Annotated in this window: 24 protein-coding genes; 12 read left to right on the plus strand and 12 right to left on the minus strand. The window is 63.9% G+C overall.

The window, feature by feature from the left end; translation table 11 throughout:
* Positions 1-2: 2 nt before the first annotated feature.
* A complete protein-coding gene (locus IEW58_RS05280) occupies positions 3-1,046 on the minus strand; it encodes a two-component system sensor histidine kinase NtrB (protein WP_188644164.1) in 1,044 nt (347 codons plus the stop codon).
* Positions 1,043-2,056, minus strand: a complete 1,014-nt coding sequence (gene dusB, locus IEW58_RS05285; protein ID WP_188644165.1) for a tRNA dihydrouridine synthase DusB — start codon at positions 2,054-2,056, stop codon at positions 1,043-1,045. The genes IEW58_RS05280 and dusB overlap by 4 nt, the downstream gene beginning before the upstream one ends.
* Before the next feature lie 69 nt (positions 2,057-2,125).
* On the opposite strand from dusB, the gene IEW58_RS05290 reads away from it, so the two are divergent.
* The 3 genes from IEW58_RS05290 to IEW58_RS05300 are packed head-to-tail and all read left to right on the plus strand — an operon-like array spanning position 2,126 to position 4,275.
* A complete protein-coding gene (locus IEW58_RS05290) occupies positions 2,126-3,256 on the plus strand; it encodes a bifunctional 2-C-methyl-D-erythritol 4-phosphate cytidylyltransferase/2-C-methyl-D-erythritol 2,4-cyclodiphosphate synthase (RefSeq protein WP_188644166.1) in 1,131 nt (376 codons plus the stop codon).
* A gap of 10 nt (positions 3,257-3,266) precedes the next feature.
* The gene (locus tag IEW58_RS05295) at positions 3,267-3,782 is read left to right on the plus strand and encodes a hypothetical protein (protein WP_188644167.1); all 516 of its coding nucleotides are present in this window, start codon (positions 3,267-3,269) and stop codon (positions 3,780-3,782) included.
* Positions 3,775-4,275: a CinA family protein gene (locus IEW58_RS05300; RefSeq protein ID WP_188644168.1), complete on the plus strand. Its 501-nt coding sequence runs from the start codon at positions 3,775-3,777 to the stop codon at positions 4,273-4,275. Before IEW58_RS05295 ends, IEW58_RS05300 begins: the two co-directional genes overlap by 8 nt.
* Here the strand turns inward: IEW58_RS05300 and IEW58_RS05305 are convergent.
* Together IEW58_RS05305 and lipA are read right to left on the minus strand one after the other, a co-directional pair.
* The gene (locus tag IEW58_RS05305; protein ID WP_188644169.1) at positions 4,236-4,697 is read right to left on the minus strand and encodes a type II toxin-antitoxin system RatA family toxin; all 462 of its coding nucleotides are present in this window, start codon (positions 4,695-4,697) and stop codon (positions 4,236-4,238) included. The two genes, IEW58_RS05300 and IEW58_RS05305, sit on opposite strands and share 40 nt — an antisense overlap.
* Positions 4,697-5,623 (minus strand): lipoyl synthase, encoded by a 927-nt coding sequence (gene lipA, locus IEW58_RS05310; protein WP_188644170.1) that lies wholly within the window; start codon positions 5,621-5,623, stop codon positions 4,697-4,699. Before lipA ends, IEW58_RS05305 begins: the two co-directional genes overlap by 1 nt.
* 58 nt (positions 5,624-5,681) lie before the next feature.
* On the opposite strand from lipA, the gene IEW58_RS05315 reads away from it, so the two are divergent.
* Complete coding sequence (locus IEW58_RS05315) at positions 5,682-6,335, plus strand: carbonic anhydrase (RefSeq protein ID WP_188644171.1); 654 nt, start codon at positions 5,682-5,684, stop codon at positions 6,333-6,335.
* A gap of 277 nt (positions 6,336-6,612) precedes the next feature.
* On the plus strand, positions 6,613-7,341 hold the full coding sequence (locus tag IEW58_RS05320) for an NYN domain-containing protein (protein ID WP_188644172.1): 729 nt from the start codon (positions 6,613-6,615) through the stop codon (positions 7,339-7,341).
* 73 nt (positions 7,342-7,414) lie between these two features.
* On the opposite strand, the gene IEW58_RS05325 is transcribed toward IEW58_RS05320, so the two are convergent.
* Positions 7,415-8,704: a hypothetical protein gene (locus IEW58_RS05325; protein WP_188644173.1), complete on the minus strand. Its 1,290-nt coding sequence runs from the start codon at positions 8,702-8,704 to the stop codon at positions 7,415-7,417.
* Positions 8,705-9,003: 299 nt separating this feature from the next.
* Between IEW58_RS05325 and gyrA the strand changes: the two genes are divergently transcribed.
* The gene (gyrA, locus tag IEW58_RS05330) at positions 9,004-11,793 is read left to right on the plus strand and encodes a DNA gyrase subunit A (RefSeq protein WP_188644174.1); all 2,790 of its coding nucleotides are present in this window, start codon (positions 9,004-9,006) and stop codon (positions 11,791-11,793) included.
* A gap of 2 nt (positions 11,794-11,795) precedes the next feature.
* The gene (locus IEW58_RS05335; protein WP_188644175.1) at positions 11,796-12,641 is read left to right on the plus strand and encodes a TauD/TfdA dioxygenase family protein; all 846 of its coding nucleotides are present in this window, start codon (positions 11,796-11,798) and stop codon (positions 12,639-12,641) included.
* Here the strand turns inward: IEW58_RS05335 and IEW58_RS05340 are convergent.
* The gene (locus tag IEW58_RS05340) at positions 12,638-13,285 is read right to left on the minus strand and encodes a lysoplasmalogenase family protein (RefSeq protein ID WP_188644176.1); all 648 of its coding nucleotides are present in this window, start codon (positions 13,283-13,285) and stop codon (positions 12,638-12,640) included. The two genes, IEW58_RS05335 and IEW58_RS05340, sit on opposite strands and share 4 nt — an antisense overlap.
* Positions 13,286-13,392: 107 nt before the next feature.
* Between IEW58_RS05340 and trmFO the strand changes: the two genes are divergently transcribed.
* On the plus strand, positions 13,393-14,742 hold the full coding sequence (gene trmFO, locus IEW58_RS05345; RefSeq protein WP_188645678.1) for a methylenetetrahydrofolate--tRNA-(uracil(54)-C(5))-methyltransferase (FADH(2)-oxidizing) TrmFO: 1,350 nt from the start codon (positions 13,393-13,395) through the stop codon (positions 14,740-14,742).
* On the opposite strand, the gene IEW58_RS05350 is transcribed toward trmFO, so the two are convergent.
* Positions 14,739-15,200, minus strand: a complete 462-nt coding sequence (locus IEW58_RS05350) for an EF-hand domain-containing protein (RefSeq protein WP_188644177.1) — start codon at positions 15,198-15,200, stop codon at positions 14,739-14,741. The genes trmFO and IEW58_RS05350 overlap by 4 nt on opposite strands.
* A gap of 33 nt (positions 15,201-15,233) precedes the next feature.
* A complete protein-coding gene (locus IEW58_RS05355) occupies positions 15,234-15,884 on the minus strand; it encodes a hypothetical protein (protein WP_188644178.1) in 651 nt (216 codons plus the stop codon).
* Between the two features lie 158 nt (positions 15,885-16,042).
* On the opposite strand from IEW58_RS05355, the gene IEW58_RS05360 reads away from it, so the two are divergent.
* The 3 genes from IEW58_RS05360 to IEW58_RS05370 are packed head-to-tail and all read left to right on the plus strand — an operon-like array spanning position 16,043 to position 18,245.
* Positions 16,043-17,338, plus strand: a complete 1,296-nt coding sequence (locus IEW58_RS05360) for a pilus assembly protein TadG-related protein (protein ID WP_188644179.1) — start codon at positions 16,043-16,045, stop codon at positions 17,336-17,338.
* 50 nt (positions 17,339-17,388) lie between these two features.
* Positions 17,389-17,805 carry a TadE family protein gene (locus IEW58_RS05365; protein WP_188644180.1) on the plus strand — a complete coding sequence of 139 codons (417 nt, stop codon included), beginning with the start codon at positions 17,389-17,391 and terminating at the stop codon, positions 17,803-17,805.
* On the plus strand, positions 17,802-18,245 hold the full coding sequence (locus tag IEW58_RS05370; RefSeq protein WP_188644181.1) for a TadE/TadG family type IV pilus assembly protein: 444 nt from the start codon (positions 17,802-17,804) through the stop codon (positions 18,243-18,245). Before IEW58_RS05365 ends, IEW58_RS05370 begins: the two co-directional genes overlap by 4 nt.
* A 44-nt stretch (positions 18,246-18,289) precedes the next feature.
* Here IEW58_RS05370 and IEW58_RS05375 read toward each other — a convergent pair whose 3' ends face one another.
* The 3 genes from IEW58_RS05375 to IEW58_RS05385 form a co-directional block, all read right to left on the minus strand.
* Complete coding sequence (locus IEW58_RS05375) at positions 18,290-19,690, minus strand: pyruvate dehydrogenase complex E1 component subunit beta (RefSeq protein ID WP_188644182.1); 1,401 nt, start codon at positions 19,688-19,690, stop codon at positions 18,290-18,292.
* Positions 19,690-20,796, minus strand: coding sequence for a pyruvate dehydrogenase (acetyl-transferring) E1 component subunit alpha (gene pdhA, locus IEW58_RS05380; RefSeq protein ID WP_188644183.1), 1,107 nt, complete (start codon positions 20,794-20,796; stop codon positions 19,690-19,692). The genes IEW58_RS05375 and pdhA overlap by 1 nt, the downstream gene beginning before the upstream one ends.
* A gap of 142 nt (positions 20,797-20,938) precedes the next feature.
* Positions 20,939-21,259 (minus strand): FtsB family cell division protein, encoded by a 321-nt coding sequence (locus IEW58_RS05385; protein WP_229658444.1) that lies wholly within the window; start codon positions 21,257-21,259, stop codon positions 20,939-20,941.
* Between the two features lie 121 nt (positions 21,260-21,380).
* On the opposite strand from IEW58_RS05385, the gene IEW58_RS05390 reads away from it, so the two are divergent.
* Positions 21,381-21,755: a hypothetical protein gene (locus tag IEW58_RS05390; RefSeq protein ID WP_188644184.1), complete on the plus strand. Its 375-nt coding sequence runs from the start codon at positions 21,381-21,383 to the stop codon at positions 21,753-21,755.
* Here the strand turns inward: IEW58_RS05390 and IEW58_RS05395 are convergent.
* Entirely contained in the window at positions 21,749-22,906 is a 1,158-nt protein-coding gene (locus tag IEW58_RS05395; protein WP_188644185.1) for an acyl-CoA dehydrogenase family protein, read from the minus strand. The genes IEW58_RS05390 and IEW58_RS05395 overlap by 7 nt on opposite strands.
* Between the last annotated feature and the right edge of the window lie 18 nt (positions 22,907-22,924).

Here is a 22,924-nt window from a genome sequence, read left to right on the forward strand (position 1 = left end):
CCCTATGTGCTTTGCGGAAGATGGACGCGGAAGTGAGTAAGGCCCTGTTTCTCGTCGCGTTCGTAGGAAATGCGCCCGCCCATGTCGCGCACGAGCCGTTGGACCAAGGCAAGGCCGAGACCCTGTCCACCCTTCTTGGTGCTGACGAAGGGTTCGAAGATGTTCTCACGCAACGCCGCATCGATCCCTGGTCCGGTGTCGGTGATCGTCAATTCTATCGGCAGCCGAACCGCGTTGAGAATGACTCCGCTGACATAGCGGGTGCGAACCTTGATCTGGCCCCCGCCCGCTTGTTCTAGCGCATCGCGCGCGTTGGCGAGCAGATTGATGACGACCTGCTCCAGAGCGCCCCGATTGGCGAGCGCAGGCGGTATGGAGGGATCGAATTCCTCGATGAGTTCGATGTCACGCAGCCCGCCTGCACGGATCGTACCGATCGCCCTGCGCACTGCTTTATGGGGGTTGATCGAATCGTTGGGCTCCACGGTGCGCGTCCCGATGCGCTGCATTCGATCGAGCAGTGACGCCACGCGGGAAACCTCGGTTTCGATAAGATCGGCGAGCTGGCGGTCTTCCGGCTCCAGCTTGCGCGCAATGAGCTGGCCGGCTCCGCGAATCGCGGCCAACGGATTCTTGATTTCGTGCGCGAGGACAGCCGGCGCGCTGATCCCGGCGGCGCTGCGGTCGGTTTCACCAGCCGTTTCCTGCCCGGCATCCGACAGCGTTACTACGCGCCAACCCGGGTGACTGGCGAGGGGTGAGATCGTGAGATTGATGCGACCCTCCACTCCGCCCGTGCGGACGCGCACCCAACGGGCGACCAGCGGGGCATCCTGGTTTTGCGCGCGATCCGTGACGCGCGGGTCGTCAATCTCCAGAATGTCGAAGAGGCCGGATCCGATCAGCCGATGCGCGCTTCGGCCGAGAAGTTCCTCGCTCGCGGGATTAGCCTCGGCAATAACCGTATCAGGGTCAACAAGAAGAAGGGCGAAGACGAGGCCGGCAAGCTGTGCTCGAGCGCCGGGCACGTCGCCCTGGCTTTTCACGCGGCAACCCGGCGCAGCAGGGGCTCGTAGAAGCGGTCGATTTCGTCGAGGACCGCTTGTGCCTCGTCGATAAAGTTCACCTTGTTGCGGAACTCCGCTGAACCATGGAGTCCCTTGGTATACCACCCGATATGTTTGCGGGCGATCTTGACCCCGGTGTCCCTGCCATAGTGATCGAGCATTGCCCGGTAATGTTCGGTAATGAGGGCGTATTGCTCGTCGATGTCGGGATCGGCGAGGCTCTCGCTGGTCCGCCACCAGTGCATGACCTGACCCAGCAGCCAGGGACGACCATAGGCGCCGCGCCCGATCATGAGCCCGTCCGCACCGGACTGCGCAAGCGCCCGCCCTGCATCCTGGATCGAGCAGATGTCACCGTTGACGATCACCGGGATGCTCACCGCGTCCTTCACCTTGCGGACGAACGACCAGTCGGCACTGCCCTTGTACATCTGGTTGCGAGTGCGCCCGTGCACCGCCACCATCTTCACGCCGATGTCTTCGGCGATCCGGGCTAGCTCGGGTGCGTTGAGACTATCGTGATCCCACCCCATCCGCATCTTGACGGTTACGGGCACGTCCACCGCCTTCACGCAGGCTTCCATCAACCGAACCGCCAGCGGCACTTCGCGCATCAAGGCTGAGCCAGCATATTGGCCCACCACCTTGCGCACAGGGCAGCCAAAGTTGATGTCGATAATTGCGGCGCCGCGGTCTGCGCTCATTTTTGCGGCTTCCGCCATCGAGACAGGATCACAACCGACGAGTTGCATCGAGACCGGATCTTCGATGGGCGCCCAGGCGGTTTTCTGGATCGACTGGCGCGTTTCGCGGATCGCCGCTTCGCTCGCAACCATCTCGGTCACGTTGAGGCCGGATCCATAACGCCGGACGAGTGCGCGGAACGGCAGATCGGTGACGCCGGTCATCGGCGCCAGCACGACCGGCGTATCGATCTTCACGCCGCCGACCTGGATCGGCTGGGGGACGGAGGGAGCGGGGAAGGACATTGGTGCCTAAAAATTAGGCAGGCGCATAGTGGATTGATGCCTCCTACGCAAGTCGGTAGCGCGCGGCTTATGGGCACCCTTCCCCCTTTCGCCGCCGTGATCGTCGCAGCTGGACAAGGCCTCAGGGCGGGACAATCGCTGCCCAAGCAGTTTGCGCCCTGGCGCGGCAAACCGGTCGTAAAGCATTCCGCCGAGGCGCTTCTGGCGGCGGGCGCTTCTCCGGTAGTCATCGTGATACCCGCAGGTGCCGAGGAGTTGGCGAGCGCGGCCGTGGCAGGCTTGCCGGTTGAACTGGTCACGGGCGGAGAGACGCGGCAGCAGTCCGTCGCGCGTGGGCTGAAAGCAGTTGTGGCGAGTGAGAAGGTTCTTATTCATGACGCGGCGAGGCCCCACGTTCCCCGCGCCGTCATCGAGCGACTGCTTGCCGCACTCGAGCATCATCCCGGCGCAATTCCGGTCTTGCCGGTAGTCGACAGTCTCGTCGTCGAGTCAGGCGGGCTGATGACGGGAACCGGGGACCGCGCCTCACTTCGCCGGGTGCAGACACCGCAGGCATTTCTCACCTCCGCCATCGCCACGGCTCATGCAAGCTGGCAAGGCTCGGCGGATGCTGGCGACGACGCCCAGGTCCTGCGTGCCGCAGGGGGGACCATTGCCCTCGTGCAAGGCGACGAGGCGTTGAAGAAGCTTACATTCGCCGAGGATTTCATGAACGCAGATCTCGCCGTTCGCGTCGGCACCGGATTCGATGTCCATCGCTTGGAGCATGGCAAGCAGTTGTGGCTGTGCGGAATCAGGATCGATAGCGAGTTTGGTCTTGCCGGCCATAGCGACGCAGATGTGGGGCTCCACGCAGTGGTCGACGCCCTTCTCGGCGCGATCGGCGCGGGCGACATCGGCCAGCATTTCCCGCCCACCGACGAGCGCTGGAAGGGAGCCCCCTCATCCCTCTTTGTTGCGCATGCCGTCGACCTGGTTACGCAAGCGGGTTACCGCGTCGGCAACATCGACGTGACGCTGATTTGCGAGGCACCCAAGATCGGGCCGCATCGCGATGCGATGCGCGCCTCGATCGCCGCGCTTGCCGGGATCGACGCAGCCGCTGTAAACGTGAAGGCGACTACTACCGAGCGGCTGGGGTTCACCGGCCGCGGCGAAGGGATTGCCGCGCAGGCTATACTCACGCTCGTTCGTTCTTGAGGGGGTCCCCATGAAAAGTTTTGTTGCCCTTGCTGCCTTTGCCGCACTTTCCCTGCCCGCGTCCGCGCAGGCCCGTGCCGACCTGAGTCCGGAAGCGACCCAGGCTGCGGTGCGCTATGCTTTGCCGCACCTGCTTTCGGGTGTGCGCGCGACGTGTGCACCGAAGTTGTCGTCCACGGGATACCTCGCCACGAATGGCGCTGCGTTGCTCGCGCGGTATTCGAACGGCTCGGAGGCCGCATGGCCCGCCGCGCGCACGGCGCTGATGGCGCTCGGCGCGGATACGGACAAATCGGACATGGTTGAAATGTTCTCGAAGATGCCCGATTCCGCGCTCAAGCCGTTCGTGGACGCTACCATCTCGTCGATGATCGCCACCAAGATCAAGCCAGCTAACTGCGGCGATATCGAGCGAGGGCTCGAACTGCTTGCACCACTGCCGCCGGAAAACATTGCTGGCATCGCCGGCTTCCTGTTCGACATGACCCGCCGCGACAAGAAAACCGGGTCAAGCCAGGGTGGCTGACGGTCTGCTACCCGCCGATATCATCGCGCTGGCCGGCCGGGTGGTAGAGGAGAACGCGGCTATCGGGCGCCGTGTAACCGTGGCGGAGAGCTGCACGGGGGGGCTGGTCGCCGCCGCGTTGACCGAGATACCCGGCTCGTCCGCCGTTCTTGATCGCGGTTTCGTGACCTACTCCAACGAGGCCAAGGAGCAGTCCTTATCGGTGCCGAGCGACATCATCGAGACTTTCGGCGCGGTGTCGATTGCCTGCGTGTGGGCAATGGCGCAAGGGGCGCTTGCGCATAGCGAAGCGGATGTCGCCGTCGCCATCAGCGGCATTGCGGGCCCAGGCGGGGGCAGCGAGATGAAGCCTGTCGGCACGGTCGTCTTTGCCCGCGCGGCGCGCTCCGGCGAAGGGGAACCTGAAGGTGAGATGCGCCACCTGGACGGAGCTACCCGTAGCGAGATCCGCCATCAGGCAACGCTGGTCGCGCTGGAACTGCTGCTTCCGTAGAGCGCGTCGGCGCGGGCTTCGAACGCGGCCATCATCTTGCGGAACGCGCGGTCGAAGTACTGTCCGGCCAGCGCTTCGAAGACGCTGCTGCGAAAGGTGAAATCGACACAGAAGTCGATCTCGCAGCCCTCATCGGAAAGCGGCGTGAACAGCCAGCGATTGTCGAGGTCCTTCATAGGCCCGTCGAGGTAGAACACCTCGATCCGGTTGGGCCGTTGCTTTTCCACCCGCGAGGTGAACTTTTCGCGCAGGTGCTTGAAACCGACCAGCATATCGGCGGTCATCTCGCTCTCGCTGTCCGAGCGCACGCGTGTTGCCACGACCCACGGCAGGAACTCGCCGTAGCGGCCGACATCGGCCACGAGATCAAACATCTGCTCCGCCGTGTAGGGAAGCCGGCGAACCTCGTGGATGCCCGGCATCAGGCGCCCTTCTTGGCGAGCCTGCTTTCGCGCGCGGCCTTCATGGCGGCGAAATCGTCGCCAGCATGGTAGCTCGACCGGGTCAGCGGGCTTGCCGCGACCTGCAGGAAGCCCTTTGCCCGCGCGATCGCGCCGTAAGCGGCGAACGCCTTGGGGGAGACGAACTCCTCCACTTTCGCGTGCTTGGGCGTCGGCTGCAGGTACTGGCCCATGGTAATGAAATCGACATCGGCGCTGCGCATGTCGTCCATCACCTGGTGTACCTCGAGCCGCTGTTCGCCCAGCCCCATCATCACGCCCGACTTGGTGAAGATGAGTGGATCGTGCGCCTTCACTTCCTCCAGCAGGCGCAGCGACGCGTAGTACCGCGCACCCGGACGGATCGTCGGATAGAGCCGCGGGACGGTTTCGAGATTGTGGTTGTAAACGTCCGGCCCCGCCTGGCAGATCGCCTCGACCGCAGGGCGCATCTTGTTGCGGAAGTCGGGCGTGAGAATCTCGATCGTGGTATCCGGCGTCTCGCGGCGCAGCGCCTCGATGACCTTCACGAACTGCGACGCGCCGCCGTCGGGAAGATCGTCACGGTCGACGCTGGTGACGACGATGTGCTGCAGACCCAGCTTGGCCGCGGCGGCCGCGACATGCTCGGGCTCGAGCGGATCGACGGTCCGAGGCATCCCGGTCTTGACGTTGCAGAACGCGCAGGCCCGCGTGCAGACGTCGCCCAGGATCATCACCGTCGCGTGCTTCTTGGTCCAGCACTCGCCGATGTTCGGGCAGGCGGCCTCCTCGCACACCGTGTTGAGCGAGAGGTCGCGCATCAACTGGCGCGTCTCGTGATAACCTTTGCTGACCGGTGCCTTGACGCGGATCCAGTCGGGTTTGCGCTGGCGGGGAGCGATGGGGGCTGACGCGAGGTCGTTCATGCGCGCCCACTTAGTCCCGGGGCTTGTCAGCGGCAAGGCCATGCGGCAACGGGCTGGCATGACCATCGCCCCCTCGCTTGAGCTCGCCGGCCTGATCGAAGGCTATCGCCGTTTCCGTGAAACCGGGTGGGAGCCGCGGCGCGAACGCTGGGCGGCCCTGCGCGAAGGTCAGGAGCCCCGCATAATGGTGATCGCGTGCGCCGATAGCCGCACCGATCCCGCGCTCGTGTTCGACGCCGATCCGGGCGAAATCTTCACCGTGCGCAACATTGCCGCGATGGTACCTCCTTTCGAGACCACGCCTGGCCACCACGGGGTTTCCGCCGCGCTCGAGTTCGCGGTGCAATTCCTCAAGGTCCGCGAAGTCGTCGTCATGGGCCACGGGATGTGCGGCGGCTGCAAGGCAGCGCTCACCCAGAGCGTCCAGGGCACCGAGCCCGGCCAGGGCGGTTTCATCGCCGACTGGATCGACTTGCTGGACGAGGCGCGCGAGGAAGTCGTCGCCAAGCACGGCACCGAGGGCCGCGAAGCCGAACGGGCGATGGAGCTCGCCGGCGTCAAGGTGAGCCTGGCCAACTTGCGCACTTTCCCGTGCGTCGCCGAACTCGAAAAGCAGGGCCGGCTCAAGCTGCGCGGCGCGTTCTTCGCCATCTCCGACGGCGTGCTGCACCTGCTCGACGAGGAATCAGGGGAATTCGCGCCGGTTGCGTGAACGCGCCGTGGACCGCATACCGGGGGTCGAAAAAGAACTGCTCCCGACGCGCTCTGATGGGCGATTTCCCTGCGAGAACAATAACATAATCGGCGGACTCGCAAGGCTCTCCCGGTCGGATTTGTCACCTTCCGCGCGCAGCGGAAATCGGCAGGTCGCAGGTGGGAGCAACGGCGTTTCATCCGGCAGGTTAAGGCAGGTTCGCGCTGTGTAGGAAAGCCCTGCCCGGAGCGGAGGAGCGTTGCGCTTCCCGCGCGTTCCGCCCATCTAGCCGCGCATGGATAATAACGAAAGCCTGAAGAACATCGCGCTGCTCATCGACGCCGACAACGTCAACCCGGCAGCCATAGACCCCGTACTGACCGTCATGGCCGAACTTGGCCAGGTCAACATCCGGCGCGCCTACGGCAACTTCGCCAAGCAGGCGTTGACCAAGTGGGACACCATCACAAATCGCTATGGCATCCGCCCGCAGCAGCAGTTCGACGTGTCGAAAGGCAAGAACGCGACCGACATGGCCATGACGATCGACGCCATCGATCTGCTCAACCAGGGCAAGGTGGACGGGTTCGGCATCATGAGTTCCGACAGTGACTTCACGCCCCTGGTAACCCGGCTGCGGCAGGACGGCATCGTCGTCTACGGTTTCGGCAGTGCGAAGACCCCGCAGGCATTCAAGTCCGTCTGCACCCGGTTCATCGACGTGGACCAGCTGATCAAGACTACCCAGGCTGCGGAAACCGCCACCACCGCGGGCGAGTCGGCCACCACCGCGGCGGCCGACACCGAACTGATGGAGCTGATCGGGGCGGCCTACAAGGAAGCGAAACGCGACGAGGAAGGCTGGGCCCGCGTCCAGCAGGTCGGGCAGATTGCCGGCAACCGTTCGAGCTTCGACGTACGCAACTACGGCTTCAGCAGCCTGTCGGCGATGTTTCGCAACCTGCCGAACTTCAAGGTCGAACGGCGCGAAGGCGCCGAGCTGTGGGTCAAGCGCCTCCGCTGACTATGCGGCCCTGAAAAGAAAAGGGGCGCGGATCCAGCCGGACCCGCGTCCCCTTTTTCAAAAAGAGTAGCGGTTACTGCGCCGCGGGAGCAGCCGTCTTGCCGGCCTGCTGGGCGTAGACCGCCCACAGCCGCGCGATGGCCTGCCGCGCACCCTCCACCTTGGCGAAAGTGGCCACAGCTTCGGCACTCTTGCCCTGGTCCGCCTGGGCGATGCCGAGCCGGGTCAGGACGCGGGGCGTATCGACCCCGGGCTTGGTCAGCGCGCGGGCATAGAACTCCTCCGCCTCGGCCGGCTTGCGATAGCTGAGGAATGCGTCGCCAGCCGCCATGAGGGTGGCGACACTCGCGCCGGCAGAACGCGCGTCGGTCGCCAGCTTGGGCAGATCGGCGGTGTCGGCCTGCAACCGGGCAGACGAGATGGAGTTCGCCTCGGTCACGAACACATCGCCCGATTTCAGCAGCCCGGCGGCGATGCCTGCCTTGATGATCCGCTGGGTTTCGCCCGGAAGGCGCCGCGCATCGGCCGCAGAGATGTAATCGACATAGTCGCGCTCGTTGCGCAGCGAGCCCGTCCGCTCGGCAAGGCGCATCAGGTCGAGCAGGTCCTGCCCGTCGTAGTTATTGAGATTGCGCTGGATCGCGATGGCGTCGCCCCAGCTGTCCTTGGACGGATAGTACTGGGCATACATAGCCGCATACTTGGCCGCCTGAGGTTCCATTTTGGCGGTGTAGGCTGCCGCCAGGCCGCGCTTCACCCAGGTTTCCGGAGGAGTCTCGCCCGCCGCCACCTTCTTCGCGATGACCTTGTCGAGCGATTCCACGCCGGCCGCATCCTGGTCCTGCGCGAAATAGGTTTCCGCGATGATCAGTTCCGCGTCGCCGGTGTAGCCAGCCGCCAGGGCCTGTTCGGCGCGGGCGCGCGCGGTTGCCCAGTCCTTGTCCTGGTAGGCGAGCTGGGAGGCAGCGAACAGGTGGCTCGGGCGGTCGGCCGCGCCAAGCGGGCTGTTGCTGTCGATCATCATGTTGATGCCCTGGCGCTGCAGCGCCAGATCCTTGGTCTGCGCGCCCAAGCTGTAGGTGACCTGCCCGGCGGCAAACTTGTCGTCGGGAGTCGAGGCGGCGGCCTGCACCGCGGCGAGTTCCGCCTTGAGCGGGGTGAGGTCTCCGCCGGCCTTCAGCTTGACCGCGAACGGCTGGTACACGCCGACGAAGCCCTTGGAATAGTTCGACTTCGGAGCCGCGGGCTGTACCTGCTTCTTGGCGGCTTGCGCCGGAGCAGCCGCGGTCAGCGCGATGCCCGACGAGAGGGCAATGGCCAGGGCCATGCGCGAGGCGGCGCCGGGGCGACGGATAAAGGACATTGAGTGGTCTCCCATGAGTGGATGGACGGCCAGTGCTTGCGGCCCTGTTGCCGGACAGGGGGCGTAGTGACGCCTCGTGCCAAACAATGCAATTCCTCTATCGACCGGGCCGTGAACGCGCTTTGAACGGGCAGGTAAGGTTCCGCTCACCGGTTGCTTCCGGTGGGGGTCAATCTTATGTGGAAAACGCCCCACGCGCAGTCATCACTTCCTTGCCCGAACTGGCGGTTTGCGGACCCTTCCCCTAGGCTTGTGCCACCCTCCGCGCCCGCTTGGCGCGCCATGAGAAATACAGCACCTTGAGCGACGAAATCGAAACCCTGAGCCCGCCCTCCCCGATGGGCGATTACGCGCGCGTCGACATCGTCGACGAGATGAAGACGAGCTACCTCGATTACGCGATGAGCGTGATCGTCTCGCGCGCCCTTCCCGATGTGCGTGACGGATTGAAGCCGGTTCACCGGCGCATCCTGTTCGCGGCCCAGGAAGGCGGGATGGTCGCCGGGCGCCCCTATCGCAAGTGCGCCAAGATCGTCGGCGACGTGATGGGCAACTACCACCCGCACGGCGACAGCGCGATCTACTTCGCGCTGGTGCGCATGGCGCAGGACTGGTCGATGCGGGTGCCGCTGGTCGATGGCCAGGGCAACTTCGGCTCGATGGATCCCGACGATCCGGCGTCGATGCGATATACCGAGGCGCGGCTCGCGCGGGTTTCCAACAGCCTGCTCGACGATCTCGACAAGGATACGGTCGATTTCCAGGAGAACTACGACGGTTCGCGGCGGGAGCCGACGGTTCTCCCGGCGCGGTTCCCCAACCTGCTGGTCAACGGCGCCGGCGGCATCGCGGTCGGCATGGCGACCAACATCCCGCCGCACAACCTGGGCGAAGTCATCGACGGGTGCCTCGCGCTGATCGACGATCCGCTGACCTCGCCCGAAAGGCTGATGGAGATCATCCCGGGTCCGGACTTCCCGACCGCCCCCCTGATCCTCGGGCAGTCGGGCGCGCGCAATGCCTACATGACCGGCCGCGGATCGATCCTGATGCGCGCGCGGCACGAGATCGAAAGCGGCCGGGGCGACCGGCAATCGATCGTGTTCACCTCGATCCCCTACCAGGTCGGCAAGGCCGGCCTGGTGGAGAAGATCGCCGAGGCTGCCAAGGACAAGCGGATCGAGGGCGTCTCCGACATCCGCGACGAATCGAACCGCCAGGGCGTGCGCGTGGTCATCGATCTCAAGCGCGATGCCACGCCCGAAGTGGTGCTCAACCAGATCTGGCGCCACACGCCGGCGCAGGCGAGCTTTCCGGCCAACATGCTCGCCATCCGCGGGGGGCGGCCCGAGACCCTTGGACTGAAGGACATCCTCAAGGCGTTCATCACCTTCCGCGAGGAGGTGATCACCCGCCGCACCAAGTATGAATTGATGAAGGCGCGCGAGCGGGCCCATATCCTGCTCGGCCTGGTGGTCGCGGTATCGAACCTCGACGAGGTCGTCGCGATGATCCGCGGGGCGCCGAACCCGGCGGAAGCGCGTGCCCGGCTCCAGGCTCGCGAATGGCCGATCGGCGACATCGCGCAGTACATCGCTCTGATCGAGGCGATCGAGCCGGACGCCGAGCAGGCGGGCGGAACCTATCGCCTGTCCGAACGCCAGGTGCGCGCGATCCTCGACTTGCGCCTCCACCGTCTCACCGCCTTGGGTCGTGACGAGATCGGCGGCGAACTGGAGGAACTGGCCGGCAACATCGAGGAATACCTGGCGATCCTGGGCGACCGCGCCAAGCTCTATGCCGTGATGCGCGGCGAACTGGTCGAGATCCGCGATCTCTACGCCACGCCGCGCCTGAGCGAGATCGCCCCCGCGTGGGATGGCCTCGAGGACGAGGACCTGATCGAGCGCGACGAGATGGTCGTTACCGTCACCCTCGACGGCTACATCAAGCGTACCCCGCTCTCGACTTTCCGTGCGCAGAACCGCGGGGGCAAGGGCCGCGCCGGCATGGCGACGAAGGAGGAGGACGCGGTGTCGAACATGTTCGTCACCAGCACGCACAATCCGGTGCTGTTCTTCTCGACCGCGGGCAAGGCCTATCGCCTCAAGGTATGGCGCCTGCCCGAAGGTGGCCCCGCCACGCGCGGGCGGCCGATCGTCAACCTGCTTCCCGCGCTGGACGACGGCGAAACCATCGCCGCGGTGCTGCCGCTGCCGGAAGACGAAGATACCTGGGGCGCGCTCAACGTGGTGTTCGCCACAGCCAAGGGCGGCATCCGCAGGAACAGCATGGACGCCTTCGCCAACATCCCGACGAACGGGAAGTATGCGATGCGCTTCGACGAGGGCAGCGAGGATCGTCTCATCGGCGTGGCATTGCTCGAGCCGGGCGACGACGTGCTGCTCGCCAGCCGGATGGGCAAGGCGATCCGCTTCGCCGGTGACGATGTGCGCGAGTTCCAGAGCCGCACCAGCACCGGCGTACGCGGCATGCGGCTGATGGGAGACGACGAGGTCGTTTCGCTGTCGATCCTTCACCGCGTGGGCACGGAAGCCGACGAGCGCGAGCAGTACCTGCGCTTTGCGCCGTGGAAACCGGACAAGGAGGGCGAGCCGGCTATCGCCGCCGAGCGCTTCGGGGAACTGGCCGCGAAGGAACAGTTCATTCTCACCGTCTGCGCCAACGGTTACGGCAAGCTGTCTTCGGCTTACGAGTATCGCCGCACCGGGCGCGGGGGCCAGGGAATCACGAACATCGACAATGTCGAGCGAAATGGCCCGGTCGTGGCGAGCTTCACCGCCACGCGCGCCGACCAGCTCATGCTGGTGACCGACCAGGCCAAGCTGATCCGCATCGGGCTGGATTCGCTGCGCGTCATCGGCCGCGCCAGTGCCGGCGTGCGCCTGTTCAACGTCGCGGAAGGCGAACACATCGTCAGCGCCGTCCGACTGGACGAGGACGAAAGCCCGGAGAACCCCGCTGAGGAAGCCATCGCGGAGGAGATCATCGGCCGGGGGACCGTGGAAACAGAGCCCGAGACCACGCCGCAAAGCGACGACGACATCGCGGGCGAACCGGAGGAATAGCGATGCACATCGAGCGATCGGGTGAAGCATGCGGTGCCAGCGTTACCGGCATCGATCTGTCCCGAGAGCTCGATGATGATCTGGTCGCGGAAATCCGCGCTGCCTGGCTCGAACACCGGGTGCTCGCCTTTCGCGATCAGGCAATGGACGACGACGCGCTTGAACGCTTTACCCTGGCGATGGGCGGCTTCGGGGAGGACCCGTTCTTTGCTCCCATTGCCGGCCGCTCGCACATCGCCGCCATTCGGCGGGAGGCAGACGAGACGACGCCGCTGTTTGCGGAAAACTGGCACAGCGACTGGAGCTTCCTGCCACGTCCTCCGGCGGGAACCTGCCTGCTGGCGATCGACATTCCTCCCGTGGGAGGCGACACGTTGTTCGCCGACCAGCATTCGGCATGGGAAGCCCTCCCCGCGGCTCGCCAGGCGGAGCTCGAAGGGCTCGTCGCGATCCATAGCGCGCGCTACGCCTACGCGCCCCAAGGGACCTATGGGGAGAAGGACAAGGGTCGATCAATGGACATCCGGCCGAGCGATGCGGCGATGGCCACGCAGACTCACCCCCTGATCGTCACGCACCCGGAAACCGGCAGGCGGGGCTTCTTCAGCACCTTCGGTTACATCGTCGGCATCGAGGGAATGAGCGAACAGGAGGCGCTGCCTCTGCTGCGCGAACTTTACGAGTGGCAGACAGCCGATCGGTTCGTCCACCGCCGCCGGTGGGAGCCCAATATGCTCGTCCTGTGGGACAACCGTGCAGTGCTGCACCGCGCGACGGGGGGATACGAAGGACATCGGCGCGAATTGCACCGCACCACCGTGGCCGCTCCCGAGGGAGCCTCTGTCTAGGCCTGGTGATCGCGCCGCAATGTGCGGATGACGCCGGTGCAGATCATCAATTGCCCGGCGTAATAGAGCGGCCAGACCAGCCACTCGGTCAGCGAGGGGTCGAGGGCCCCGCCCAGCCGGGCAAATATCAGCAGGTCGCTTGCAACGAACAGCAGCGCGCCGATCCCCACGTTGTAGCGGCTGAACCGGCTCATCCAGGCGGTCGCGGCCATCGCGGCGAGCGATACCGAATAAAGGACCGGCATCGGATCACGCGCAATCAGCCAGGTAGTCAACGGCACTCCCGCAAGCAGCGCGGCGGCGGCGGCCCTTTGAGTGAGGGCGGGATGCGGTCTCCGGTTCCGCAGATAGAGTACGATCGCAACGAGGTGCGACAGCAGGAACAGCGCTCCGCCGGCCACCGTGTCGAGCTCCATGCCGATGTCCCCGGCGGCGCCGATTGCCATGACTGCAGCGATCAACCGGGCATCTCGCGCAGAACTTCGCGACAAGGCGTAGGCCGCCAGGGCCGCGACCGATCCACCCTTGAGCGCCATCTGGAACAGGCCACCCAGAGCGCTGTCCGAAAGGACCCAGAACGCGAGAGCGAGCGCGACGCCCAGCACCAGCCATGGCCGGCTTTCGATCAGTGCGCGTTTCGGCAAGCTGCCCCCCTTGTTGCCTGCCCACATAGCGGCCCGCGCGCGGCCAAGTCGAGCGCAATGCAGGGCGCATATCGACTTCGCGGCCAGTCGGCGGCATGGCCCTTTCCATGACTCACGACATTCATGTGATCGGTGGCGGGCTCGCGGGCAGCGAGGCGGCCTGGCAGCTCGGACGTCGCGGTTTCAGCGTGCGCCTGTCGGAAATGCGCGGCGGTGGAGACATGACTCCAGCCCACCAGGGAACGGGCCTTGCCGAATTGGTATGCTCCAATTCGTTTCGGTCGGACGATAGCGAAAAGAACGCCGTGGGACTGCTGCATCATGAGATGCGCGCACTCGACAGCCTCGTCATGCGCGCAGGCGAAGTGGCCAGGGTGCCTGCCGGTTCCGCGATGGCGGTGGACCGGGATGTCTTCTCCGCCGAAGTGGAGCGCGAACTGGCGGCGCTCTCCAATGTTCACGTCGTCCGCGAGCGGATCGACCGGCTGCCCGCCTCCGGGCCGACGATCATCGCGACAGGCCCGCTCACTGCCGCGCCTCTTGCCGAAAGCGTGGCCGAGGCCACCGGGCAGGATAGCCTGGCCTTTTTCGACGCCATCGCTCCGATCGTGCACCGCGACAGCATCGACATGGATGTGTGCTGGATGGCAGCGCGCTGGGACAAGGGGGGCAAGGATTACATCAACTGCCCCATGACCCGCGAACAGTACGAGGCCTTCGTGCAAGGCCTTCTCGATGGAGAGAAGACCGAGTTCCGCGAGTGGGAAGCAAGCACGCCGTACTTCGAAGGATGCATGCCGATCGAAGTGATGGCATCGCGTGGGATCGAAACCTTGCGCTTCGGTCCCATGAAGCCGGTCGGGCTCGACAATCCGCACTGGGCCACGGCGGAACATCCGAATGGCCGCTGGCCTTACGCGGTCGTGCAACTGCGCCAGGACAACAAGCTCGGCACGCTGTGGAACATGGTAGGCTTCCAGACCAAGTTGAAGCACGCCGAGCAGGTCCGCCTGTTCCGCACCATCCCCGGTCTGGAGAATGCGGAGTTCGCCCGGCTCGGCGGGCTGCACCGGAACACCTTCATCAATTCCCCAATGGTTCTTGATCGCGAGTTGCGGCTGAGGAGATCCAGCCATGTGCGGTTTGCCGGCCAGATAACGGGCTGTGAAGGATACGTGGAAAGCGCCGCCGTGGGGCTGATGGCGGGCATGATGGCTGCTACGGAACTGGCGGGAGAGACGTGGCAGGCGCCTCCGCGCACGACGGCGCTCGGTGCATTGCTGGCTCATATCACCGGCGATGCGGAAGCCGAGACATATCAGCCCATGAACGTCAACTTCGGCCTGTTTCCGCCCTTGCCCGAGGTGAAGAAGAAGGCGCGCAAGGAAGCCTACACCGAACGCGCCAAAGCCGACCTCGATCGCTGGATCGGCGATCGCGCGGTGGAGCTAGCCTAGCACCGGCAAGCCGGCTTTCGCTTGGCGGGCTTGGGCGCGGTGGTGGCGAACTCGGCGAGATCGAGCTCCCGGTTTCGGTTGGCGTCCGCCTTGTCGAACCGCTGGGCAGTCGCCACCGCCCATTCCTCGAAGTCGAGCAGGTTGTTCCCGTCCTTGTCGAGCTTGCGGAAGGCGTCGCTGCGCGTCGAGAGCATCTCGTTGCGGGTGATGCGCCTGTCGCGGTTCCGATCGTAGCGGAAAAAGCGCTCCTCCTCGCGGGTGAGCTCGGTCGCTTCCGGCGGAGCAGGCCCGCGCAAGTCCGTCGCCGCAGTCGTCGGCAAATCTTCGGGAGAAGGTTTCGCGGGTTGCTCAACTGGGGGCGGAGCGGCCTGCTCGACTTCCGCCCTGCCCTGCCACCAGAACAGCCCGACGCCGACCAGCACCAGCGTCAGGAAAGCCCCCAAAATCATACGGTTCATTGAATGCGCCCCGGTCTTTCGCCGGGTCATAGGCTATCTGCCGAACAAGCCAAGGCGCATTGCGGCGGCCGCAGCGCCTCGTCCCTCCATGATCGGTTCTCCGCGCAGAAGGGCGCGGGCGGACAAGCCGCCCAGCACTGCCACTCCACGCAAACGCCTGGAGCGGGGAAGCGCCACGGTTTCAGCCGAACCGAGCGACCGCGCCATCTTCCTTTCCGCTTCGTCCGAGGCGCGGACCGCAAGGTCTGCGAACGCCCAGGCTCGGCCGATAGAGGCGGCGGCGTCCGCATCCGCGCCCGCCCCCGCATGGTTGGCGAACGCCCGCAGCGCTTCCGCCCGGCCAGTTGCAAAAGCGGTCATGTCCTCAGTCGAAAGGGAGGGCTCGCCCACCAGGTGCTCCCAGCCATCCACCAGGGCAGCCAGCCGGCCGCCGGATGGGCCCCACGTCTCGCTCACTCTCGCGAGGAGCGGTTCGCCCGAGGCTGGGTTGCTTGCGATTTCCGACAATCGTTCACGCCACCAGGCAAGCCGCACCTGGGCGAGCATGGGCTCCCGCGCCTGGGCCACCGCCGCTGCCAGCCGCTCGTCCAGCTGGAACAGGACGGACAGTCCGGCTCGGCTCCCGAATGGCTGCCACGCCAGGCAGACGGCCAGGCCGGGATCGGATTGCGCTGTTTCCGGCATAACGATTGGGATGTCCCTTCCCGGCACACGCGCAACCAGCTGGTTTAGACGCGGTGCGCTTAAACGCTTCATTAACTACAATCTTTCGCGAACTGCTTACCCTGCGTGCGTATCACGCATCTGAGAAAAATCCGTTCGAAGAGAAGGAAATCTGTCCCATGAGGGCGTTCAAAAGACTCTTGCGGGATTTGATCGGTCAGAAGCTCGGTCAAGCTTCTGTCATAGTCGCGCTCGCCATGCCGGTGCTGATAGGCGCGGCTGGTTACGCCGTCGACTTATCGCAAGTTTATGTTTGGAAACGTGAACTGCAGCATTCGGTCGATCAGGCGGCTCTAGCTGGTGCGTGGACACTGGCTTATGATAAAAATGCGACCAATTACAAAATTCGTGCGCAACAGGAATATGACGCTAACCAGGTGTACACGGCTTCCTTCGACGCGACTCCCACGATTCAATTGGGTAGCTACGGGCCCGCAACCAACAACAGCATTATCGTTGCGTCTTCGGTTACCAAAAGGCTGCCTTTTTCCGGCTACTTGATCGGCCAATCGCTGACGATCGCCGCTAGGGCGCAGGCGACGTTCAAGCAGGGCGGTGTCTACCAGGCATGTTTGATGAGCCTTAAGAAGGAGGCGTCGGGAACTTTCACCATAGGGGGCAACGCGACCGTAAACGCCCTGTGTGGCCTCGGAGCTCTCTCCTGCGAGCCGAACGCGATTACGATCGATGGCTCAAGCCACGTGACCACAAACAGTATTGTGTCATGCGGTACCTCGCAGGTGCCAACCGATCTTCAAGACAAGGTCACCGACTACGCGACCTCGATAAGCAATCCCTTTGAGGACCTTCCGCCGCCAGCACCGACTGATAATAGTGCGACCTCGCTGAATTGCCCCAGCAGCGGTAAGGGCACGCAGTACCTATCCCCTGGGCGGTACGTGGGTGGATTCAATGTGACCTGCAAAGTCGTCATGACCAAAGGTATTTATATTATCGACGGCGGGGTGATGGATCTTACGAGCAATAAGGGAAATATCACCGGGACCGGTGTGATGTTCGTTCTGAGAAACGGAGCCCAGGTTAAAATGGGGGGCAGCGGGACCGGGGGGATCATTAATCTCAGCCCCATGGAAGCGGCAGACTTCGTGGGCACCCCGAACGAGGCTTACCGGAATCTTTATGCGGGTATGTTGATCTACGAAGATAAAACCGGCCAATCATCGCCAGTTGAGCATGTCTTCAACGGAAACGCCGACGTCTCAGTGCGAGGAACGTTCTATCTTCCGAACGGCAACCTGACGGTCAATGGCAACTCGAATACGTCTCCCCTCTGTTTCCAGCTCTGGGCCTCAACGCTTAAAATCAACGGTAATACTACCATCACCACTACCTGTACGAGCAGCCAGACGAACTCGGCGGGATCTGCCGCGGGCGGCGTGAGGCTCGTAGCGTGAGGACCGTACGATCCACCGTCATGCGGCTTTGGGCTGCCCAGCGTGGCACGATGGCGATCGAAACCGCTATCGTGCTTCCGGTTCTCGCGACGTTGGCCCTCGGAGCGTTCGACGCCAGCCGGATTCTGTCGCGACAGCAACAGCTTCAGAGCGCGGCAAACGAGGCCGCCGAGGTCGTTCTCGCAGCATCTTCGGGTCCTGGCATAAACTCTTCGGATCTCAAGACGATCCTCGTGAATTCCCTGGGCATTCAGCCGAGCCAGCTGACGATCGAACAAAGGTTTCGGTGCGATGCGTCACCGACGCTTGTAACAACGAAGCCCACCTCTGAAACCTGCGCACCGCCAATGCCCATCTATACGTACGTCAGGTTGAACCTTACCGAAACTTACAATCCTGTCTGGACTCAGTTCGGCGTCGGTTCGCCTGTCAACTATAACATCGTCCGGACGGTGCAAACCTCATGACTCATCCAAAGTCATTCCTCGACCGGATTGGGCAAAATTCGGTGGCAGCATCAGCAGTGGAGTTTGCGCTGCTGGCTCCGCTTTTCTTTGCCTTGCTCTTTGGAGCAATCCAAATCGGCATCTACATGCAAAACTATAACGCATTGCGTTCGCTTGCCGCCGATGCATCCCGCTTCGCCGCTGTTGAGTACCAGAAGAACCATCCGATGTCGTCCACTGCGCTTGAGGACAACATTCTATCGTTCGGGACCAAAGCGCCATACTTCCTGAACGAGTCGCGCCTGGAAGTCCACTTGACGGAAGTGACCCCAAGTACCGTCAGTGGGGCGCGCGAGTTCACACTTGATCTGAGCTACAACCTTCCTTCGATTGCAGGCGGAATAGCCATCGATGCATTCGAAATCACTCTCTCGCGCCCGGTATTCGTTTTAAAGGTCTAGGCTGATCCGGAAGGATCCATGGGCTGCGCTTCTTTGAAGTGGCTTCAGTCGCGATAGCAGACCTTTTTCACCGCACTGACGATCGCATCGCTGTCGATCAGTGCCAGTGCCTCCAGGTTGGCGGCATACGGTAGCGGCACGTCCGCATCGCACACGCGCAGGACCGGCGCGTCGAGGTGATCGAAGCCTTCCTCCATGGCGATCGCGATGATCTCCGAGGAGATCGAGCAAGTCGGCCAACCTTCCTCCGCGACGACCATGCGATTGGTCTTGGCCAGGCTCTCCAGGACCGTCGCCTTATCGAGCGGGCGAAGGGTGCGCAGGTCGATGACTTCGGCATCGATGCCCTCGGCCGCCAGCTTTTCGGCCGCTTCGAGCGAAAGCCCGACCCCGATCGAGTAGCTGACGATGGTGACGTCCTGGCCCTCGCGCACGACGCGAGCCTTCCCGATCGGCAAGACATGATCTTCGAGGTCCGGGATCTCAAACGTACGGCCATAGACCAGTTCGTTTTCGAGGAAGACCACGGGGTCCTCGGTGCGGATGGCTGCCTTGAGCAAACCCTTGGCGTCGGCCGCGTCATACGGTGCGATGACGATCAGGCCGGGGACGCTGGCGTACCACGGCCCGTAGTTCTGGCTGTGCTGCGCGCCCACCCGGCTGGCGGCTCCGTTCGGTCCCCGGAAAACGATCGGACAGCGCATCTGCCCGCCAGACATGTAATTGGTCTTGGCGGCCGAGTTGATGATATGGTCGATCGCCTGCATGGCGAAGTTGAAGGTCATGAACTCGACGATCGGGCGCAGGCCCCCCATCGCGGCCCCGCTGCCGATGCCGGCGAACCCGTATTCGGTGATCGGGGTGTCGATCACCCGCTTGGGTCCGAATTCATCGAGCAGCCCCTGGGTAACCTTGTAGGCGCCCTGATACTGGGCGACTTCCTCGCCCATCACGAACACACGGTCGTCGCGGCGCATTTCCTCGGCCATCGCGTCACGCAGGGCTTCCCGCACGGTGACGGTCTTCATCGCCGTGCCCGCGGGCACCTCGGGATCGCGCGCGGGGCCCTTGTTTGCGAACTGATGCTCGATCTCGGCCCGGTGAGCGACAGCAGGACCTTCTGCCCGGCCTACGTCCTTGCCCTCGCCCGGCACATCCGCCGGCGCTTCCGCGCCCTGGGCAGGCGCGGAAGCGACTTCACCGCCCTCGCCCGCCATCGTCGCGATCACTGCGCCGACTTTCACGTTCTCGGTTCCTTCAGGTACGACGATCTTGCCGATCGTCCCCTCGTCCACCGCCTCGAATTCCATCGTTGCCTTGTCGGTCTCGATCTCCGCGAGGATGTCGCCGGCGTGAACTTCGTCGCCTTCCTTGACGAGCCACTTGGCCAGCGTGCCCTCTTCCATCGTCGGGGAGAGCGCAGGCATCTTCAGTTCGAGCGCCATCAGTAGCTCTCCACCAGGACGTCGGTGTAGAGTTCGGCCGGCGCCGGCTCGGGCGAGCTTTCCGCAAAGTCTGCAGCTTCCGAACCGGTCGCGCGGATGCGCTTGTCGATGTCCTTCAATTCATCCTCTGTCTTGCCGCGCGCGAGCAGTTCGGTTTTCGCCCGCTCGATCGGGTCATTATGTTCGCGCTGGTCCTGCACTTCCTCGCGCGTGCGGTACTTGGCCGGATCGGACATGGAGTGCCCGCGATACCGATAGGTGTTGAGCTCCATCAGCACCGGTCCGTTGCCCTCGCGCACGTGCTTGAATGCCAGCTCGGCAGCCTGACGAACTTCGAGCACGTCCATGCCGTTCACGTCCATGCCGGGAATACGGAAAGCGGTTCCGCGACGGTAGAACTCTGTCTCGGCACTCGAACGCGCGGTGCTGGTGCCCATCGCATACTGGTTGTTCTCGATCGCGAAGACGATCGGCAGCTTCCACAGCGAGGCCATGTTGAACGTCTCGTAGACCTGGCCCTGATTGGCGGCGCCGTCTCCGAAATAGGCCAGGCACAATCCGCCGTCTCCGCGGTACTGGTGTGCCAGAGCAAGACCACCGCCCAGCGCCACCTGCGCACCGACGATGCCGTGGCCGCCGTAAAACTTATGCTCGGTCGAAAACATGTGCATCGACCCGCCCTTGCCCTTCGAGATGCCCGCCTCGCGCCCGGTCAGTTCTGCCATGATGACCTTGGGATCGATGCCGTAGGCGAGCATGTGGCCGTGATCGCGGTACCCGGTGATCACGCTGTCCTTGTCGTTGTCGAGCGCGCTCTGCAGGCCGATCGCGACAGCTTCCTGGCCGATATAGAGGTGGCAGAAGCCGCCGATGAGGCCGAGGCCGTAGAGCTGGCCCGCCCGTTCCTCGAAGCGCCGGATCAGGAGCATCTGTTCGTAGAACTTCAGAAGCTCTTCGTCAGACGCCTCGTAACGCGGTGACTTTGCGTGCGTTTCCTGCAGCGAATGAAGGATGAATTCCGGTTCGTTGCTGGCGGCGTTTCCGCCATTGGCGGGGTTGGCTGCTGATGGGGCGCCGGTTTTGCCCTTGGTGGCTGATCTGGCCAAGGTGGTCCTCGCTATCGTGTCTCGCCGGGGAGGTGGCGTGTGGCGGTCAGCCTATGGCCCAAGCACCCACGGGGTGCAATGCACCGGGACACGAAATTGCCGTAGCGGAAACCGCGCCTTGCCGGCCCGGAGTCCCCCGCGGCTAACGCTCGGGCTTGAGGATCAGCACGACCTCGTCAGGGTGGACGACGTTCAGGTTCTTGCGGATGAGTTCGCCGCTGAGGTCAGCGTCAGCATGGTTGGGATCGAGCAAGTCGACCTGCAGCTTCAGCTCGTCACGCTGGTGAGCGAGACGGGCAATTTCGGCCTTGCGCTGATCGAGCACGCGAAGATTCTCGCCCCAGGCCAGCAGCCCGCTGGGCCCGGCGATGGCCAGGCCGCCGAGAACGAGCAGGATAAACAGAGCCGCACCCTGCGTCAGCCGCTCCTTTGGTGAAGTGATTGTGTGTCCCTCGCGTGTCACAATCTCACAGAATCACAGTTAACTTCGGGTATCAAGAGGTTTGTGGGCGCGGATTGCGAAACTGGTTGAAGACCGCGCGAAATGTGCTGCCAAGGCCGCAGGGTGACGATAATCTGGCGTCATGAAGGCGGCCCGCTCTTTCAAATGGACCCTGGGTGCCATGGCGGTGATCGCAATTGCGTTTGCGATTCGGTTTTTGCTGGCCGAGGGGGCGCCAACGATCGAACGTGACGGGCTCACTTTCGCCTCCCCGCACCTTGCTACAGCGCTTCAGCGGACGCAGCCCGGGAGCGGCGTGCGGATCATCTCGACGTTCCGCGACGGTGAGGTGCCCTGCAAGGCCTTCGTGGGCGAAGGCGCATCGGGCATTGCGTGCCGGGAGCGCGGCGGATGGCATCTCCGGGTGGTGCGTAGCGGGGTATCGCTCGACGACCCTGCCGGGACGAAGGCTCTGGAGCTCGCCTTGCGCCGATCGGCGGCCGAAATGTCTCAATAACTGCGCGGCAGCCCCAGCACGTGCTCGGCGAGATATGACAGGATCAGGTTCGTGCTGATCGGGGCGACGGTATAGAGCCGCGCCTCGCGGAACTTGCGCTCCACATCGTATTCCTCGGCAAAGCCGAAACCGCCGAATGTCTGAACGCACATGTCGGCCGCTTCCCAACTCGCCTCGCTGGCGAGAAGTTTGGCCATGTTGGCCTCCTCACCCGGATTACCGCCAGCGTCGTATGCACGTGCCGCGTGGTGGACCATCAGCTCGGCGGCTCGCATACGGGCATAGCAACGGGCAATAGGGAATTGAATTCCCTGGTTTTGTCCGATGGGCCGGTTGAAGACCATGCGCTCTTTCGCATAGCTCGAGGCCTTCTCGATGAACCACTTCGCGTCGCCGACGCATTCCGCGGCGATGAGGATCCGTTCGGCATTCATGCCCGACAGGATGTAGCGGAAGCCCTGCCCTTCCTCGCCTACCAGGGCGGATGCCGGAATGCGCAGATCCTCGAAGAAAACCTCCGTCGTCGAGTGGTTCATGAGGGTGCGAATTGGCTTGATCGTCAGGCCGTTACCGAGAGCTTCTCGCATATCGACGAGGAAGATGGACAGCCCCTCGGTTCGCTTCACGGCCTCTTCGCGCGGGGTTGTGCGAGCGAGAAGGAGCATGAGGTCGGAATGCTCGGCCCGGCTGGTCCAGACCTTCTGTCCGTTGACGACATACGTGTCGCCATCGCGCACCGCGCGCGTCTTCAGCGAAAGAGTATCGGTGCCGCTGGTCGGTTCGGACACGCCGAACGCCTGCAGGCGCAGCTCGCCGCTGGCGATCCCTGGCAGGTAGCGCGACTTCTGCTCGGCACTGCCGTACCGAAGCAGGGTGTTCATGATGTACATTTGCGCGTGGGCGCTGGCGCCGTTGCAGCCGGAAGCCTGGATCTCCTCCATGATCACCGCCGCGGCGTCGAGCTTCAGCCCGCTTCCGCCAAATTCCTCCGGAATCAGAGCCGCGAGGAAGCCCGCGCGGGTGAGCGCGTCGACGAATTTGCCCGGATAGGCCCGGTCGCGGTCCTTCGCGCGCCAATACTCGCCCGGAAACTCGGCGCAGAGCGCCCGTACTGCACGGCGGATTTCCGCCAGGTCCTCGCGTTCGTCCATCGCTTGTGACTAGCGGTT

The sequence above is a fragment of the Tsuneonella deserti genome (assembly GCF_014644315.1).
In the GTDB taxonomy this organism is placed as follows: domain Bacteria; phylum Pseudomonadota; class Alphaproteobacteria; order Sphingomonadales; family Sphingomonadaceae; genus Tsuneonella; species Tsuneonella deserti.

Bases quoted from the DNA above. Each gene is read 5' to 3' on its own strand.
- IEW58_RS05315 (WP_188644171.1), top strand. From the start codon at position 5,682: ATGACCATCGCCCCCTCGCTTGAGCTCGCCGGCCTGATCGAAGGCTAT.
- IEW58_RS05355 (WP_188644178.1), bottom strand. From the start codon at position 15,884: ATGCCGGAAACAGCGCAATCCGATCCCGGCCTGGCCGTCTGCCTGGCG.
- IEW58_RS05360 (WP_188644179.1), top strand. From the start codon at position 16,043: ATGAGGGCGTTCAAAAGACTCTTGCGGGATTTGATCGGTCAGAAGCTC.
- IEW58_RS05325 (WP_188644173.1), bottom strand. From the start codon at position 8,704: ATGTCCTTTATCCGTCGCCCCGGCGCCGCCTCGCGCATGGCCCTGGCC.
- IEW58_RS05350 (WP_188644177.1), bottom strand. From the start codon at position 15,200: ATGAACCGTATGATTTTGGGGGCTTTCCTGACGCTGGTGCTGGTCGGC.
- IEW58_RS05305 (WP_188644169.1), bottom strand. From the start codon at position 4,697: ATGCCGGGCATCCACGAGGTTCGCCGGCTTCCCTACACGGCGGAGCAG.
- trmFO (WP_188645678.1), top strand. From the start codon at position 13,393: ATGACTCACGACATTCATGTGATCGGTGGCGGGCTCGCGGGCAGCGAG.
- IEW58_RS05295 (WP_188644167.1), top strand. From the start codon at position 3,267: ATGAAAAGTTTTGTTGCCCTTGCTGCCTTTGCCGCACTTTCCCTGCCC.
- IEW58_RS05290 (WP_188644166.1), top strand. From the start codon at position 2,126: ATGGGCACCCTTCCCCCTTTCGCCGCCGTGATCGTCGCAGCTGGACAA.
- IEW58_RS05320 (WP_188644172.1), top strand. From the start codon at position 6,613: ATGGATAATAACGAAAGCCTGAAGAACATCGCGCTGCTCATCGACGCC.
- dusB (WP_188644165.1), bottom strand. From the start codon at position 2,056: ATGTCCTTCCCCGCTCCCTCCGTCCCCCAGCCGATCCAGGTCGGCGGC.
- IEW58_RS05365 (WP_188644180.1), top strand. From the start codon at position 17,389: ATGGCGATCGAAACCGCTATCGTGCTTCCGGTTCTCGCGACGTTGGCC.
- lipA (WP_188644170.1), bottom strand. From the start codon at position 5,623: ATGAACGACCTCGCGTCAGCCCCCATCGCTCCCCGCCAGCGCAAACCC.
- IEW58_RS05370 (WP_188644181.1), top strand. From the start codon at position 17,802: ATGACTCATCCAAAGTCATTCCTCGACCGGATTGGGCAAAATTCGGTG.
- IEW58_RS05375 (WP_188644182.1), bottom strand. From the start codon at position 19,690: ATGGCGCTCGAACTGAAGATGCCTGCGCTCTCCCCGACGATGGAAGAG.
- IEW58_RS05395 (WP_188644185.1), bottom strand. From the start codon at position 22,906: ATGGACGAACGCGAGGACCTGGCGGAAATCCGCCGTGCAGTACGGGCG.
- IEW58_RS05390 (WP_188644184.1), top strand. From the start codon at position 21,381: ATGAAGGCGGCCCGCTCTTTCAAATGGACCCTGGGTGCCATGGCGGTG.
- IEW58_RS05335 (WP_188644175.1), top strand. From the start codon at position 11,796: ATGCACATCGAGCGATCGGGTGAAGCATGCGGTGCCAGCGTTACCGGC.